14 protein-coding genes are annotated in these 15,466 nt (G+C 59.9%); 8 read left to right on the top strand and 6 right to left on the bottom strand.

Annotation, left to right across the window (positions count from 1 at the left end; all coding sequences use genetic code 11):
• Positions 1 to 245 precede the first annotated feature (245 nt).
• Positions 246 to 1,739, bottom strand: a complete 1,494-nt coding sequence (locus tag ASD70_RS17635; RefSeq protein ID WP_056847042.1) for a CoA-acylating methylmalonate-semialdehyde dehydrogenase — start codon at positions 1,737 to 1,739, stop codon at positions 246 to 248.
• Between the two features lie 39 nt (positions 1,740 to 1,778).
• A complete protein-coding gene (locus ASD70_RS17640; protein ID WP_003188272.1) occupies positions 1,779 to 3,128 on the bottom strand; it encodes an aspartate aminotransferase family protein in 1,350 nt (449 codons plus the stop codon).
• A gap of 126 nt (positions 3,129 to 3,254) precedes the next feature.
• Between ASD70_RS17640 and ASD70_RS17645 the strand changes: the two genes are divergently transcribed.
• From ASD70_RS17645 to ASD70_RS17670, 6 genes are all read left to right on the top strand, one after another.
• Positions 3,255 to 4,175 (top strand): LysR family transcriptional regulator, encoded by a 921-nt coding sequence (locus ASD70_RS17645; RefSeq protein ID WP_043051756.1) that lies wholly within the window; start codon positions 3,255 to 3,257, stop codon positions 4,173 to 4,175.
• An 87-nt stretch (positions 4,176 to 4,262) separates the two neighbouring features.
• On the top strand, positions 4,263 to 5,657 hold the full coding sequence (locus ASD70_RS17650; protein ID WP_056847043.1) for a uracil-xanthine permease family protein: 1,395 nt from the start codon (positions 4,263 to 4,265) through the stop codon (positions 5,655 to 5,657).
• An 87-nt stretch (positions 5,658 to 5,744) separates the two neighbouring features.
• Positions 5,745 to 6,404, top strand: coding sequence for a TetR/AcrR family transcriptional regulator (locus ASD70_RS17655; RefSeq protein WP_043051758.1), 660 nt, complete (start codon positions 5,745 to 5,747; stop codon positions 6,402 to 6,404).
• 12 nt (positions 6,405 to 6,416) lie between these two features.
• Positions 6,417 to 6,998, top strand: coding sequence for an IMPACT family protein (locus ASD70_RS17660; protein WP_056847044.1), 582 nt, complete (start codon positions 6,417 to 6,419; stop codon positions 6,996 to 6,998).
• A 56-nt stretch (positions 6,999 to 7,054) separates the two neighbouring features.
• On the top strand, positions 7,055 to 7,741 hold the full coding sequence (locus ASD70_RS17665; RefSeq protein ID WP_046070763.1) for an SDR family oxidoreductase: 687 nt from the start codon (positions 7,055 to 7,057) through the stop codon (positions 7,739 to 7,741).
• A 211-nt stretch (positions 7,742 to 7,952) separates the two neighbouring features.
• The gene (locus ASD70_RS17670; protein WP_046070762.1) at positions 7,953 to 9,311 is read left to right on the top strand and encodes an 8-oxoguanine deaminase; all 1,359 of its coding nucleotides are present in this window, start codon (positions 7,953 to 7,955) and stop codon (positions 9,309 to 9,311) included.
• 166 nt (positions 9,312 to 9,477) lie between these two features.
• Here the strand turns inward: ASD70_RS17670 and ASD70_RS17675 are convergent, their stop codons facing one another.
• A complete protein-coding gene (locus ASD70_RS17675) occupies positions 9,478 to 10,569 on the bottom strand; it encodes a calcium:proton antiporter (protein WP_046070761.1) in 1,092 nt (363 codons plus the stop codon).
• Between the two features lie 193 nt (positions 10,570 to 10,762).
• On the opposite strand from ASD70_RS17675, the gene ASD70_RS17680 reads away from it, so the two are divergent.
• Entirely contained in the window at positions 10,763 to 11,716 is a 954-nt protein-coding gene (locus ASD70_RS17680) for an adenosine deaminase (protein ID WP_043051475.1), read from the top strand.
• 76 nt (positions 11,717 to 11,792) lie between these two features.
• Here the strand turns inward: ASD70_RS17680 and ASD70_RS17685 are convergent, their stop codons facing one another.
• The 3 genes from ASD70_RS17685 to ASD70_RS17695 form a co-directional block, all read right to left on the bottom strand.
• The gene (locus ASD70_RS17685) at positions 11,793 to 13,163 is read right to left on the bottom strand and encodes an MFS transporter (protein ID WP_056847045.1); all 1,371 of its coding nucleotides are present in this window, start codon (positions 13,161 to 13,163) and stop codon (positions 11,793 to 11,795) included.
• A 113-nt stretch (positions 13,164 to 13,276) separates the two neighbouring features.
• Complete coding sequence (locus ASD70_RS17690) at positions 13,277 to 13,963, bottom strand: ArsR/SmtB family transcription factor (RefSeq protein ID WP_056847046.1); 687 nt, start codon at positions 13,961 to 13,963, stop codon at positions 13,277 to 13,279.
• A 134-nt stretch (positions 13,964 to 14,097) separates the two neighbouring features.
• Positions 14,098 to 15,027, bottom strand: a complete 930-nt coding sequence (locus ASD70_RS17695) for a LysR family transcriptional regulator (protein WP_046070758.1) — start codon at positions 15,025 to 15,027, stop codon at positions 14,098 to 14,100.
• Positions 15,028 to 15,144: 117 nt separating this feature from the next.
• Here ASD70_RS17695 and ASD70_RS17700 point away from each other — a divergent pair, with 117 nt between their 5' ends.
• Positions 15,145 to 15,438, top strand: coding sequence for a putative quinol monooxygenase (locus ASD70_RS17700; RefSeq protein WP_046070757.1), 294 nt, complete (start codon positions 15,145 to 15,147; stop codon positions 15,436 to 15,438).
• The last annotated feature ends 28 nt before the right edge of the window (positions 15,439 to 15,466 follow it).

Here is a 15,466-nt window from a genome sequence, read left to right on the forward strand (position 1 = left end):
GCTGTCAACACCTCTTTTTCAACTTCCTTTTGGCTTCGATGAACTGAAGCAACTTGCTGCCGAAAACTTCATAACTCATTGTTTACCAAGGAGTTTTCCATTTTGACTGCGCCGGAAGTGGGGCGAATTATAGGCGTATGGAATCTGTCGTCAACCTTCTTTTTCACATTTCTGTCATATCGATCAAAAAAGCTCCGAAAACGCGAAAGCCGGCTCTAAGGAGCCGGCTTTCCACTTACCAAGCTTTAAAGACTAGGGAAGGCGAATTGCGACGCTTCATGGCTAGCCCGCTGCGGCCAGCGCTGGGTGATCGCCTTGCGACGGGTGTAGAAACGCACCCCGTCCGGCCCATAGGCATGCAGATCGCCAAACAGCGAGCGCTTCCAACCACCAAAGCTGTGATAGGCAACCGGAACTGGCAGCGGCACATTGACTCCCACCATGCCCACTTCAATCTCGTCACAGAACAGCCGCGCCGCCTCACCATCACGAGTGAAGATGCAGGTGCCATTGCCATATTCGTGATCATTGATCAGTTGCATTGCAGCTTCGAGGCTGTCGACTCGCACCACACACAGCACCGGTCCGAAGATTTCTTCTTTATAGATGCGCATCTCAGGGGTCACGCGGTCGAACAGGCTGCCGCCGAGAAAGAACCCTTGCTCATGCCCAGCGATGCTCAAACCGCGACCATCAACCACCAACTCCGCACCCGCAGCCACACCTTCTTCTATGTAGCCACTGACCTTATCCCGCGCCTGGCCCGTCACCAATGGCCCCATATCCAGACCGCAAGAGGTGCCCGCACCAATTTTCAACGCCTTGACCTGCGGCACTAACTTGGCGATCAACGCGTCCGCCACCTGATTACCCACGCATACCGCCACCGAAATCGCCATGCAACGCTCACCGCAAGAACCATACGCCGCCCCCATCAAGGCACTCACGGCATTATCCAGATCTGCATCCGGCATCAGCACAGCGTGATTCTTCGCCCCGCCCAACGCTTGTACGCGCTTGCCACGCTTGGTCGCTTCGGAATAGATGTACTCGGCAATCGGCGTCGAGCCTACAAAGCTCAAGGCTTTTACTTCCGGCGCTTCGATCAATGCATCCACCGCACCCTTGTCGCCGTGCACCACACTCAGTACACCTTTAGGCAAGCCGGCCTCCTGCAACAGTTGCGCGATCAACAGCGTCGAGCTTGGATCACGTTCGGACGGCTTAAGGATGAAACAGTTACCGCACACAATCGCCAGCGGGTACATCCACAACGGCACCATGGCCGGGAAGTTGAACGGCGTAATCCCCGCCACCACGCCCAACGGCTGGAAGTCCGACCAGGCATCAATGTTAGGCCCCACGTTGCGGCTGTACTCACCCTTGAGAATCTCCGGTGCCGAGCACGCGTACTCCACGTTCTCGATCCCGCGCTTGAGCTCGCCCGCCGCGTCTTCCAAAGTCTTGCCGTGTTCTTCGCTGATCAACTGCGAGATACGCGCTTCGTTCTGCTCCAGCAATTGCTTGAAACGGAACATCACCTGCGCACGCTTGGCCGGCGGCGTATTACGCCAGGCCGGGAACGCCGCCTTTGCCGAGTTGATCGCACTTTGAATGGTTTCGCGGCTGGCCAACGGCACCTGGTGAATCACCTGGCCAGTGGATGGGTTGTACACATCGGCGGTACGGCCGCTGTCGCTGACCAACTGGCCGTTGATCAAATGCTGGATAAGGCTCATGCAGGGCTCCTGAAAAATTGTTCTATATAGAAGGAAAAATCAGTCGATCTTGTTCAGCACTTCGCCGACCGCGTCAAACAGACGATCCAGATCCTGCGGCTTGCTGTTGAACGTTGGCCCGAACTGCAGGGTGTCACCGCCAAAGCGCACATAGAAACCGGCTTTCCACAAGGCCATGCCAGCCTCGAATGGCCGCACGATGGCATCCCCGTCACGCGGGGCAATCTGGATCGCACCGGCCAGGCCGTAGTTACGGATGTCGATCACATTCTTGCTGCCCTTCAGACCGTGCAGCGCATTCTCAAAGTGCGGCGCGACTTCGGCTACGCTCTGCACCAGGTTTTCCTTCTGCAACAGGTCCAATGCGGCCAGGCCAGCCGCGCAAGCCACCGGGTGCGCCGAGTAGGTGTAACCGTGGGGGAATTCCACGGCGTACTCCGGAGTCGCCTGGTTCATGAAGGTCTGATAGATCTCGCTGCTGGCAATCACCGCGCCCATCGGGATCGCACCATTGGTGACCTGCTTGGCGATGCACATCAGGTCTGGGGTCACGCCGAAGCTGTCGGCGCCGAACATCGAGCCGGTGCGGCCGAAACCGGTGATCACTTCGTCGAACACCAGCAGGATATTGTGCTGATCGCAAATCTCACGCAGACGCTTGAGGTAACCCTGTGGCGGCACAAGCACGCCAGCGGAACCGGCCATCGGCTCGACAAACACTGCCGCGATGTTCGACGCGTCATGCAGTTCAATCAACTTGAGCAATTCATCGGCCAGCGCAATACCGCCCTGCTCTGGCATACCACGGGAGAACGCATTGCTCGCCAGCAAGGTGTGAGGCAGATGGTCAACATCCATCATCGCCTGACCAAACAACTTCCGGTTACCGTTGACGCCGCCCAGGCTGGTACCGGCGATATTCACACCGTGGTAGCCGCGTGCGCGCCCGATCATCTTGGTCTTGGTGGCCTGGCCTTTCAGGCGCCAGTAGGCGCGCACCATCTTCACTGCGGTATCGGCACACTCGGAGCCGGAGTCGGTGAAGAACACGTGATTCAGGTTGCCTGGGGTTAAGTCGGTAATCTTTTCCGCCAGTTGGAAAGACAACGGATGACCGTATTGGAAACCTGGAGAATAGTCCAGGGTACCCAGTTGCTTGGCCACGGCTTCCTGGATTTCCTTGCGCGTATGCCCGGCGCCGCAGGTCCACAGCCCCGACAACGAATCGTAGACCTTGCGCCCCTTGTCATCAGTCAACCAACTACCTTCGGCGGCCACGATCAGGCGCGGGTCACGCTGGAAGTTACGGTTGGCGGTGTAGGGCATCCAGTGCGCGTCCAACTTCAGTTGGCTGGCCAGGGACGATGGGGCGTTTTCGGGCATGTTCATCAGCAAAACCTCGCAAGGCAAAAGGCAGCGTCGGGATCGGAAAAGCGTTGTTGCAGCTAAATTGCCACGGGGCTAAAGTCGATGAAATCCAACTCTTCTAACCTTCAGTCAGGACTTCACTAAACTATGAGCAGCCGTCGTCCCGACCCTTTGGCGCAAGTCAGCGACTTTGATATTCGCTTGTTGCGCATTTTTCGCAGCGTGGTGGAGTGCGGCGGCTTCTCGGCAGCAGAAGCCGTGCTCGGCATCGGCCGCTCGGCGATCAGCCAACAGATGAGCGACCTTGAGCAGCGCCTCGGGCTAAGGCTCTGTCAACGCGGCCGCGCCGGGTTTTCACTGACCGAGGAAGGTCGCGAGGTCTATCAGTCAGCCCTGCAATTATTGAGTGCCCTGGAAAGCTTTCGCACTGAGGTCAACGGCCTGCACCAGCACCTGCGCGGCGAATTGATCATCGGCCTTACCGACAACCTTGTCACCCTGCCCCATATGCGCATCACCCATGCACTGGCACAGTTGAAGGAGCGAGGCCCGGACGTGCAAATCCAGATCCGCATGATCGCCCCCAATGAGGTGGAGCAAGGTGTGCTCGACGGGCGCCTGCACGTCGGCGTCGTGCCCCAGGCCAGCGCGCTGTCGGGCCTGGAGTACCAGCCGCTGTACAGCGAACGCTCGCTACTCTACTGCGCAGTCGGCCACCCATTGTTTTATGCCGACAACAAGCAGCTGGAAGACGAACGCATCGACGACCAGGACGCCATCGCTCCCACCTTCCGCCTGCCCGCACAGATCCAGGCCCACTACCAGGCGCTAAACTGCACCGCCAGCGCTTCGGACCGTGAAGGCATGGCGTTCCTGATCCTTACCGGCCGCTACATCGGCTACTTGCCCGACCACTACGCCAGCTTGTGGGTGCAACAAGGCCGACTGCGCGCACTGAAACCAGCTACACGTTTTTACGATTTGAGCCTGGCATCGGTCACACGCAAGGGTCGGCGCCCTCATTTGGTGCTGGAAAGCTTCCTGGAAAGCCTGGCCGCAACCCGCTAACTCGGGTTTCAGGGTAAAAGCTGAGCAGGTGGACAGCTTTTTGCAAGGCACAGGGACCTTGAACCGTCCGCCTCGAGTTAACCCGCCATGCCCCCAGAATCCTCCAGCTCCAGCGACCTGATCTACGGCCTCAACGACCGCCCGAAACCACTGCCCGCACTGTTGGCAGCACTGCAACATGTACTGGCGGCGTTCGTCGGCATCATCACCCCACCGCTGATCATCGGCTCTACTCTCGGCCTCACCGCCCACTTGCCCTACCTGATCAGCATGGCGCTGATGGTCTCGGGCGTAGGTACTTTCATCCAGGCACGCAGGCCGTTTGGTATAGGCGCCGGGATGATCTGCCTGCAAGGCACCAGCTTTGCATTTCTCGGCGCGGTGTTGTCGGCAGGCTTTCTGGTGAAGCAACGGGGCGGTAGCCCGGAAGATATTCTGGCGATGATCTTCGGCGTGTGCTTCTTCGGCGCGGCGGTACAGATCGTGCTGAGCCGCTTTATCGGCCAACTGCGCCGAGTCATCACGCCCCTGGTTACAGGGATTGTGATTACGTTGATCGGCATCAGCCTGATCAAGGTGGGCATCACCGATCTCGGCGGCGGCTTCAATGCACCGGACTTTGGCGCCCCCGCCAACCTGGCGCTCGGCTTGTTCGTGGTGCTGACGATCATTCTGCTCAACCGCTCCAACACCCCATGGGTACGCCTCTCGGCGATCATCATCGGCCTGGCCCTGGGGAGCCTGGCCGCATGGTTCAGCGGCAAACTCACTCCCCAGGCCCTGCCTGACCTGCCCCTGATCAGCCTGCCTACGCCGTTCCGCTTCGGTTTCAACTTCGACTGGAGCGCCTTCCTGCCGATAGCGCTGATTTATCTGATCAGCAGTATCGAAACCGTCGGCGACCTCACTGCCAATTGCATGATTGCCCGCCAGCCGATCAGCGGCCCCTCTTATATAAGCAGACTCAAGGGCGGCGTGCTGGGCGATGGCGTGAGCTGCATGATCGCCGCCACCTTCAGCGCCTTCCCCAATACCACCTTCGCCCAGAACAATGGCGTGATCCAACTCACCGGCGTGGCCAGTCGTTACGTCGGCTTATATATCGGCGCATTGCTGTTCTGTCTCGGCTTGTTTCCGCTGATCGGCGCCGTGCTGCAGCAAATTCCCAAACCAGTGCTGGGCGGCGCGACCCTGGTGATGTTCGGCACTGTGGCCGCTGCCGGCGTGCGTATTCTTGCCCAGGCGCCGCTGGACCGACGCAGCATGTTGATCATCGCCACCTCGTTCGGCGTCGGCCTGGGTATCGCTGCCCAGCCCAACCTGCTGCACCTGATGCCAACACTGGTGCAGAACCTGTTCGACTCCGCCATCACCAGCGGCGGCCTCACCGCCATCCTCTTGTGCCTGTTACTGCCGGAAGCCAAGCCGAGCACCACTGCCGCAAACCACACGCCAGAAAGCGACAGCCTGGAACTGCTTTGACGGTTTTATTGCATCGGGACTTGTCTGGGGCTTTAGGGTGGGTTATCTGTGCACACGTCGTCTCTATCGATCAGCACGGAAACCTCCATGAGCCTCGAAGTTCCTGCCCACAGCAACCACGCCGGTAAACCCGCCAGCCGCATTCGGCAAAAGAACGAACAAGCGATTCTCCAGGCTGCTGAAGATGAATTCGCCCGCCATGGCTACAAAGGCACCAGCATGAATACCATTGCTGCCAGTGCCGGGTTGCCCAAGGCTAACTTGCACTACTACTTCACCAACAAGCTGGGCCTGTACATTGCGGTACTCAGCAATATTCTCGAACTGTGGGACAGCACCTTCAACGCGCTGACCGCCGAGGACGACCCAGCCGTGGCGCTCACGCGCTATATCCGCACCAAGATGGAATTTTCGCGACGCCAGCCACAAGCCTCGCGGATCTTCGCCATGGAGATCATCAGCGGCGGCGAATGCCTCACCGAATATTTCAGCCAAGACTATCGCGCCTGGTTCAGTGGCCGGGCGGCGGTGTTCCAGGCCTGGATCGACGCCGGCAAGATGGACCCCGTCGACCCGGTGCATTTGATCTTCCTGCTGTGGGGCAGCACCCAGCACTACGCCGACTTCGCCACCCAGATCTGCCGCGTCACCGGTCGCACCAAGCTGACCAAGCAGGACATGGAAGACGCTGGCACCAATCTGATCCAGATCATCCTCAAAGGCTGCGGCATCAAGCCAGCCCAATAAACGAAGCGAGTTATGTCTTTTACGCTGACAGGCCTTTGCGAATTTCGTGAAGAAATCCGCAAAAGCCGCTTTATCACCCTGGCGGCACCCATCACCAGCCCGCAGGACGCCCAGGCTTTTTTCGAGCAACACAGCGACCTGAACGCCACGCATAACTGCTGGGCCTGGAAGCTGGCCGACCAATACCGCAGCAACGATGACGGCGAACCTGGCGGCACCGCCGGGCGCCCGATTCTTGCGGCTATCGAGGCACAGGGCTTTGATCAGGTCGCGGTGCTGGTAATCCGCTGGTACGGTGGCATCCAACTGGGTACCGGCGGCCTCGCCCGTGCCTATGGCGGCGGTGCAAACAAATGCCTGCAAAATGCCGAGCGCATCGAACTGGTCAGCCGTGTGCCACTGAGCTGCGCCTGTGGGTTTTCCGAGCTGAACCTGGTGAAGCTGCGTGTCGCTGAACTCGCAGGCCTGGTGGTGGAAGAAACCTTCACCGCCAACGGCGTGGAGCTGCAGCTTGCGCTGGGGGAGGCACACATCGACACCCTGCAAGCCCAGCTCGCCGACCTGAGCCGTGGGCGCATCCTGCTGCAACGCTGAAACTGCTACTGTTACTTGCTGAACTCCCTGAACCGCGATTTCAAAGGAAGCCTTTCATGTCTACGCCAAAAACCGCACTGATCATCGGCGCCTCACGCGGGCTGGGCCTTGGCCTGGTCAAGCAATTGCTCCAGGATGGCTGGGACGTGACCGCCACCGTGCGCGATCCGAGCAAAGCCGATGCGCTGAAAGCCGTGGGGCCGGTGCAGGTCGAGAAGTTGGACATGGACGACCAGCAAGCCGTGATCGCCCTGGCCCAACGCCTGAAAGACCGCACCTTCGACCTGCTGTTCGTCAACGCTGGCGTCAAGGGCCCGGCGAACCAGGAGCCCGGCCACGCCACCCTGGCGGAAGTCGGCCAGTTGTTCTTCACCAACGCCGTGGCACCGATTAACCTGGCCCAGCGCTTTGTCGGGCAGATCCGCAAAGACACCGGTGTGCTGGCCTTCATGAGTTCGGTACTGGGCAGCGTGACCATTCCCGACGGTTCGGATCTGGCGCTGTACAAGGCCAGCAAGGCTGCACTCAATTCGATGACCAACAGCTTTATCACCCAACTGGGCGATCACAAGCTGACCGTGCTGTCGATGCATCCGGGCTGGGTGAAGACCGACATGGGCGGCGAAAATGCGCATATCGACGTCGACACCAGCGTGCGCGGCCTGGTGGATCAGGTGAATGCCTACACCGGCAAAGGCGGCCACCACTTCGTGGACTACAAGGGCGACACCATCGCCTGGTAACCCCCCCAACTGTAGGAGCGAGCTTGCTCGCGAAGAACGCCCAGGCACTGCTTAAAGCCAGACTGCCCGCGTCATCGTTGACGATTTTCGCGAGCAAGCTCGCTCCTACAGAGGTAAACTGCCCACCTCGCCCTCCCCGGCGACCCTGGATCAGCAGACAGGGTAACACTGAGCTGGCAAACCTGAACCCATCATTCAGAGGAGCCGGCCAATGCCTGCGACCCGTATCTGGTTAAAAAACCCTCTCGCGATTTTCACTGCCAATGGCCTCGATGCCCGCGGCGGCCTGGTGCTGCAAGACGGTGTGATCACCGAAGTGCTGGCCCAAGACCAAGAACCGGCACAACCCTGTGCACAGATGTTCGACGCTCGCGAGCATGTGGTCTTGCCTGGGCTGATCAACACCCACCATCACTTCTATCAAACCCTGACCCGCGCCTGGGGCCCGGTGGTCAACCAGCCGTTATTTCCCTGGTTGAAAACCCTGTACCCGGTATGGGCACGGCTCACCCCGGAAAAACTTGCCCTGGCCAGCAAAGTCGCCTTGGCTGAATTGCTGCTCTCAGGCTGCACCACCGCAGCCGACCACCACTACCTGTTCCCCGATGGCCTGGAAAACGCCATTGATGTGCAGGTAGAAAGCGTGCGCGAACTGGGCATGCGCGCCATGCTCACCCGCGGTTCCATGAGCCTGGGCGAAGCCGATGGTGGCCTGCCGCCGCAGCAGACCGTACAACAAGGCCAGGTGATCCTCGACGACAGCCAGCGCCTGATCCGTGAATACCACCAGCGTGGCGACGGTGCACAGATCCAGATAGCCCTGGCGCCGTGCTCGCCGTTCTCGGTCACCCCCGAGATCATGCAAGCCAGCGCCGAGCTGGCCAACCGCCTGGATGTACGCCTGCACACCCATTTGGCGGAAACCCTCGACGAGGAAGACTTCTGCCTGCAACGTTTCGGCCTGCGTACCGTGGACTACCTCGACAGCGTCGGCTGGCTCGGCCCACGCACCTGGCTGGCCCATGGGATTCACTTCAACCCGGATGAAATCGCACGCCTGGGCGCCGCCGGTACTGGCATCTGCCACTGCCCAAGCTCGAACATGCGCCTGGCCTCCGGCATCTGCCCGACCTTGGATCTGCTTGCCGCCGGCGCGCCCATCGGCCTGGGCGTGGACGGTTCCGCTTCCAACGACGCGTCGAACATGATCCTTGAAGCGCGCCAGGCTCTGTACATTCAGCGCCTGCGTTATGGCGCAGAAAAGATCACCCCAGAAAGCGTGCTGGGCTGGGCAACCAAAGGTTCGGCGCAGTTGCTCGGGCGTACGGATATTGGTGAACTGGCGGTAGGCAAGCAGGCTGACCTGGCGCTGTTCAAGCTGGACGAACTGCGCTTTTCCGGCAGCCACGATCCGATTTCAGCGTTGCTGTTGTGCGGTGCGGATCGGGCGGATCGGGTGATGGTCGGCGGCCAGTGGCGGGTAATCGACGGCCAAGTGGAAGGCCTGGACCTGAAAGGCTTGATCGCCGATCACACTCAGGCGGCTCGCCAACTCATCGCCGGCACCTGAGCCCAACACATTCCAAAATGTGGGAGGGGCGGTGCGACGGTTCGACTTGCTCCCGATGGAGGTGTTTCAGTCATATATAAGTTGGCTGATCCACCGCTATCGGGAGCAAGTCGAACCGTCGCACCGCCCCTCCCACATTTGGTTCTGGGGTGTTCTCGAAGTCTGGTTACAGCCCCAGCAGCGACAACATGATAAAGGTCGCAAACAACACAAAATGGGTCATGCCCTCGATGGCATTGGTTTCGCCATCGTTCAGGTTGATCGCACTGACAATCAGCGTGATAAACACCATCACCGTCTGCACCGGCGTCATCGCCATCTGGAACGGCTGGCCGGAATACAGGGCCATGGCCTCCATCACCGGCACCGTAAGGATCACCGTAGACAACGATGCCCCCAACGCAATATTCACCACCGACTGCATACGATTAGCCAACGCAGCGCGCAGTGCCGTCAGGATTTCCGGCGCGGCAGAGATAGCCGCCACCACAATCGCCGTGATTACCGGCGGTGCGCCGGTGCCTTCCAGGCCCAGGTCGAGGGTCTTGGACATCACCTCGGCCAATGCGCCGATCACGATTACCCCAAAGACCAGCGTGCCGATGGAAAACGCCAGGTTGACCGGCGGCGCCTGCTCCTCCTCCGGAGTTTTCTTGCGGCGCTTTTCCGGGTAGCTGTAGCTGAAAAAGTAGCTGTGCGGCCCCACCTGCATGCGCAGGAACAAGGTGTAAAGCACCACCATCGCGCCAATGGTGAAGGCCGAGTAGATTTTCCAATCCGCTTCGGGGATAAACTCCGGCACCACCATCGACACACCCATAGCGGTAAGGATCATTACGCTGTAGGTGCGTGCTGAATCATCGTTGTAAGACTGCTCGCCATGCTTGATGCCGCCCATCAGCGCGGCCAGACCGAGGATGCCGTTGATATCGAGCATCACCGCCGAGTAGATGGTGTCACGCACCAGCGTGGGCGATGGCTCGTTGCTCATCATGATCGCCAGGATCACCACTTCCACCAATACCGCGGCGAGGGTCAGGATCATGGTGCCGTAGGGGTCACCTACCTTTTCCGCCAGTTGCTCGGCATGGTGCGCGACGCGCATCGAAGCCATCACGATAAAGGCGATCAGCGCCAAGCCTGCCAGCAGCGCCACCAGTTGCCCGCTGTGGAGCATCCAGTGCTCCAGCGGGTAGGCGGCAATGGCGGCAATCAGCGCCAGCAACATGAATTTTTCTTGCTTGAGGGATGTGAGCATTCCGGGCCTTTTCATACGGCGAATCAGTCATTGATGGGGTACAGACTGCGCCAAGCCGCTAACGTTTCGTTACACCTTAGTTCACATCAACCTTGCGTGGGTGAGACAAATACTCTCCTGCTGGTCAGGTTTTGCCGATTATTTCAGCCATGGCCTGTAGAATGCCGCCATTGCACCTGATGAGATTTTAAAAATGTACGATTGGCTCAACGCCCTGCCCAAGGCTGAATTGCACCTGCACCTGGAGGGTTCGCTGGAGCCTGAGTTACTGTTCGCCCTGGCCGAACGTAACAAGATAGCGCTGCCGTGGAACGACGTCGAAACCCTGCGCAAGGCCTATGCCTTCAATAATCTGCAAGAGTTTCTCGACCTGTATTACAAAGGCGCCGATGTGCTGCGCACGTCCCAGGATTTCTACGACCTGACCTGGGCCTACCTGCTGCGCTGCAAGGCCCAGAACGTGATTCATACCGAACCCTTCTTCGACCCGCAGACCCACACCGACCGTGGCGTGCCGTTCGAAGTGGTGCTCAACGGCATCGCCGCGGCACTTAAGGATGGCGAGCAGCAACTGGGTATCACCAGCGGCTTGATCCTCAGCTTCCTGCGCCACCTGAGCGAAGCCGAAGCCGAGAAAACCCTCGACCAGGCCCTGCCGTTCCGTGATGCGTTCGTGGCCGTGGGCCTGGACAGCTCGGAAATGGGCCACCCACCGAGCAAGTTCCAGCGCGTGTTCGACCGTGCCCGTCACGAAGGCTTCCTGACCGTGGCTCACGCTGGTGAAGAAGGCCCGCCCGAGTACATCTGGGAAGCCATCGACCTGCTGAAGATCCAGCGTATCGACCATGGCGTACGTGCCATCGAAGATGAGCGCCTGATGCAGCGCATCATCGACGAACAGATTCCGTTGACCGTGTGCCCGCTGTCCAATACCAAGCTCTGCGTGTTCGACGACATGGCCCAGCACAACATCCTCGACATGCTCGAGCGTGGCGTGAAGGTGACTGTGAACTCGGATGACCCGGCGTACTTCGGCGGCTATGTCACCGAGAACTTCCACGCGCTGTACACCTCCCTGGGCATGACCCAGGACCAGGCCAAACGCCTGGCGCAAAACAGCCTGGATGCACGGCTCGTAAAGCCATAACCAGCCATCATTAAATGAATGCATGCTAAATGTGGGAGGGGGCAAACCCCCTCCCACATAGGTTTTGTATTGAGCTTTAGACTTGGGTGAGCTCTTCCAACGTCTTGCCCTTCGTCTCCATCCCAAACACCCACACCACCAGCGCCGCGACTGCAAAGCACAGCGCGCCCAAGGCAAACACCCCGCCCTGCCCTGTTATCGGGAAGACCAGCCCGGTCACCAACGGCCCGAGCAATGAGCCAACCCGGCCAACCGCCGAAGCAAACCCAGAACCTGTCGCCCGCGCAGAAGTGGGATACAACTCCGGCGTGTAGGTGTACAGCACGGCCCACATGCCAAACAGGAAGAACTGCATCAGCAGCCCCGAAGTAATCAGCAGGCCGACGTTGCCGCCAAACACCGCACTTTGCCCATACAAAAACGCCATCACCCCGCCGCCCAGCAGCGTCACGATGCACACCGGCTTACGCCCCCAGCGTTCGACCAGCCACGCCGCCATCAGGAAGCCCGGGATCCCGCCCAGGGAAATGATCACGGTGTAATACACCGACTGGGTCACGGCAAAACCCGATTGCTGCAACAACGCACTCAACCACGATGTCAGCCCGTAAAAGCCGAGCAAGGCAAAAAACCACACACTCCAGATCATCATTGTGCGTTGGCGGTACTGCGTCGACCACAGCTGCTGGAACGCGGAGAAGAAAGTCCCCGGTACAGTCGCGACCCTCGGCAGGGCAACCGGCTCGGGTAAATCAGCCCGGCCCAGGGACTCGCGTACCTTCTGCTCAATGCCCAGCAACACCTTGTCCGCCGCGTCATGCTTTCCGGCCTGTTCCAGCCAGCGCGGTGATTCCGGGATAAAGAACCGGATGGCCAACACAAACACCGCCGGCACCGCCAACACCAGGAAGATGTCGCGCCAGCCAATCACCGGTAACAGGAAGTAAGACAGCACGCCTGCGGCCACAAAACCCAACGGCCAGAAACCATCCATCAACGCGATGTAGCGCCCGCGTCCCTTGGCCGGAATCAGCTCCGACAGCATCGACTGAGCGATGGGAAACTCCATGCCCATGCCAATGCCCAGCAGGATACGAAACAACGTCAGCATCTCCACCGTCTGCGCCGTGGAACACAAGTAACTGGCAACGCCCCACAATACGATGCTCCACTGGAACACCGGCTTGCGCCCGAAGCGATCGGCGAGCATGCCGGAGAGCGAGGCGCCGACCACCATGCCGAAAAAGCTCGAACTGGCCAGTAATCCGGCCTGGGCGGTGCTCAAGCCAAACTCGGTTTTTATCGACCCCAACAGGAAGGTCATCATCGCCAAGTCCATGGAGTCGAAGAAAAACGCCAAGGCGATGATGATGAAAATGATTCGGTGGTAACCACTGATCGGCAGCCGCTCCAACCGTTCCGCTGCGCTATAGCCCTGTATACCCATGCCACACCCCCTTGTGAAAAATCCCTCGGCGAGTGTGCGACATCGTTATCCCTGGCTATTGCTGGATGCGACCTGACTGAAACCCTGAACGACGCGAACCGCTGACGAGGCGCCTACACTGCCGCCAGCCGGTTGATTTGCGCGAGCCCGAGATCGGAAACCTGCAAAGCCCGCGACTCGTTGACCACACTGATCCAGCCCGACTGCAGGAACAGTTGCAACAACCCCGCACCCAGCGCCCCTCCCAGATGCGGTTGCTGCTGGCTCCAGTCGAAGCAATCGCAGGCCAACGGCGCCGCCAGTGCCTGGGTAAAAATGCCCAGGCCTGCCAAATACTGCGCGCCCTTGACCGTGACCTCGGTACGCTGCTCATGGCGCTGGATCCAGCCTGCCTCCAACATCCGCCGGTACAGCCCTGCCGCCAGCTCGCCGCCGAGATGGCCGTGACACAGGCGGGCACGCCGCAGCAGCGGTGGCGCCATAAGCGCCGGCGGCAAGGCATTCGGCGTGCTGCGCGCCGCGCTGGCCATGGTGGTACTGGCCAGCGCATCAATGGCGACACTGACATCCGCAGCCGCCACGCGAAACAACCGCTTGCCCCGTCGAGCCTCGGTTCGCAGCAGGCCGCTGCCGGCCAGGCGCGCCAAATGTGCATTGGCCGATGCCGGCGATAGTCCGGCCAGGGTCGCCAGCTCTTCTGAAGACTTCGCCGAACCGTCCATCAAGGCCCAGAGCATGACCGAGCGCTTAGGCTCGGCGAGCAAGCTGGCGATCTGACTGATGCAAGGTGCTGCTTCCATGTATTCACTCCCTGTTAAACCATTTTTCTGCTGCGGTTGAGGCCAAAGTATAGGTGCGCAGACCAGCGGTTCCGCGGCGTCTGACAGCGCAGATCAGGACAGGATATGAGTGAAACTTCCGACCGTGGCGCAGGCTATTGCCTAGCAGCCATTCGCCCCGGTCGCTGCGCGGTCAATATCGCACAACGTGCCACGAGCATCTCCCGCAGCAGATTGATAGGTTTGCTCAATTGCGCACGATGGGCACACAGCAAGTTGAGCGGCGTGCGCTCGCCCTGCAGCTCCGGCAGGATCAAGCGCAAGCGCCCGGCCAGCACGTCGGTGCTTATATCCAGCCAGGACTTGTAGGCAATACCCATCCCCGCCACCGCCCAGCGGCGCACGACATCGGCATCATCACTGAACCGGTCACCGCTGACCGTCAGGCTTACATGACGCTTGCCGTCGTAAAAACCCCAGTGGTCATGCACCCGGCTACCGAGCATGTAGAGCAGGCAATTGTGCTGGGCCAGTTGTTCCAGATGTCGCGGCTCACCATGGCGGGCGAGGTAACTGGGGGCGGCACACAGCACTCGAATATTATCCGGGGCGATGGGCAGCGCAATCAGGCTGGAGTCTTCGGGTTCGCCATAGCGCAAGGCGATGTCCACCGGCTGGCGGAACAGGTCGGCAATGCGATCGCCGAGCAACAGGCGCACATTCAATTGCGGGTGTTGCTGCTGGAACTCGTCCAGCCACGGCACCAGCTGGTTACGCCCAAAATCCGATGGCGCCGACAATTGCAGCACGCCGCTGACATGATCTTGTCCACTGGCCAAAAGGCGCCGCCCTTCGTCCAGCGCACCCAGTGACGCACGCGCATACTCCAGGAAGCCCTCGCCTTCGGCGGTCAGGCGCAGGCTGCGGGTTGAGCGCGCCAGCAAGCGCGTGCCCAGTTGCTGCTCGATACGCTTGAGCGCCGCGCTGGCCACCGCGGGCGACAGGTCCATGACCCGCGCCGCCGCCGAGAGGCTGCCCAAGTCCGCAGCGCGCACAAACAACTGCAAATCATCAAAACGCAGCATGCACTTCCATCCATTATCAAAATTTGGTTGAAACAGACTGCTGTTTTAGCCGCTTTTATCTACATGGGAAATAGCCAATCATCTGCGCATTCCGTTATCACGTGCCAGGAGTTGAATATGCCCACCGCCTTTAACGTCATCGCCACGCTGATCGCCAAACCCGGCCAACAAGCCACCCTGGAACCCTTGCTGCGCGGCCTACTGGAACCGACCCGCCTGGAAGCCGGCTGCGAGCAGTACGACCTGCATCAGGACCTGCAACACCCCGAGACCTTCTACATGCTCGAACGCTGGAGCAGTGAGGCAGCGCTGGCCGACCATGACCAGAGCGCGCATATCCAGAGCTTTCGCGCCAAAGCCGCTGACGTGCTCGAACATTTCGACCTCAAGCGCCTGAAATTCCTCGCCTGATCCCTACATCAAGTCCGCATCACGCCCC

It is taken from the genome of Pseudomonas sp. Root569, from assembly GCF_001427465.1.
Classification (GTDB): domain Bacteria; phylum Pseudomonadota; class Gammaproteobacteria; order Pseudomonadales; family Pseudomonadaceae; genus Aquipseudomonas; species Aquipseudomonas synxantha.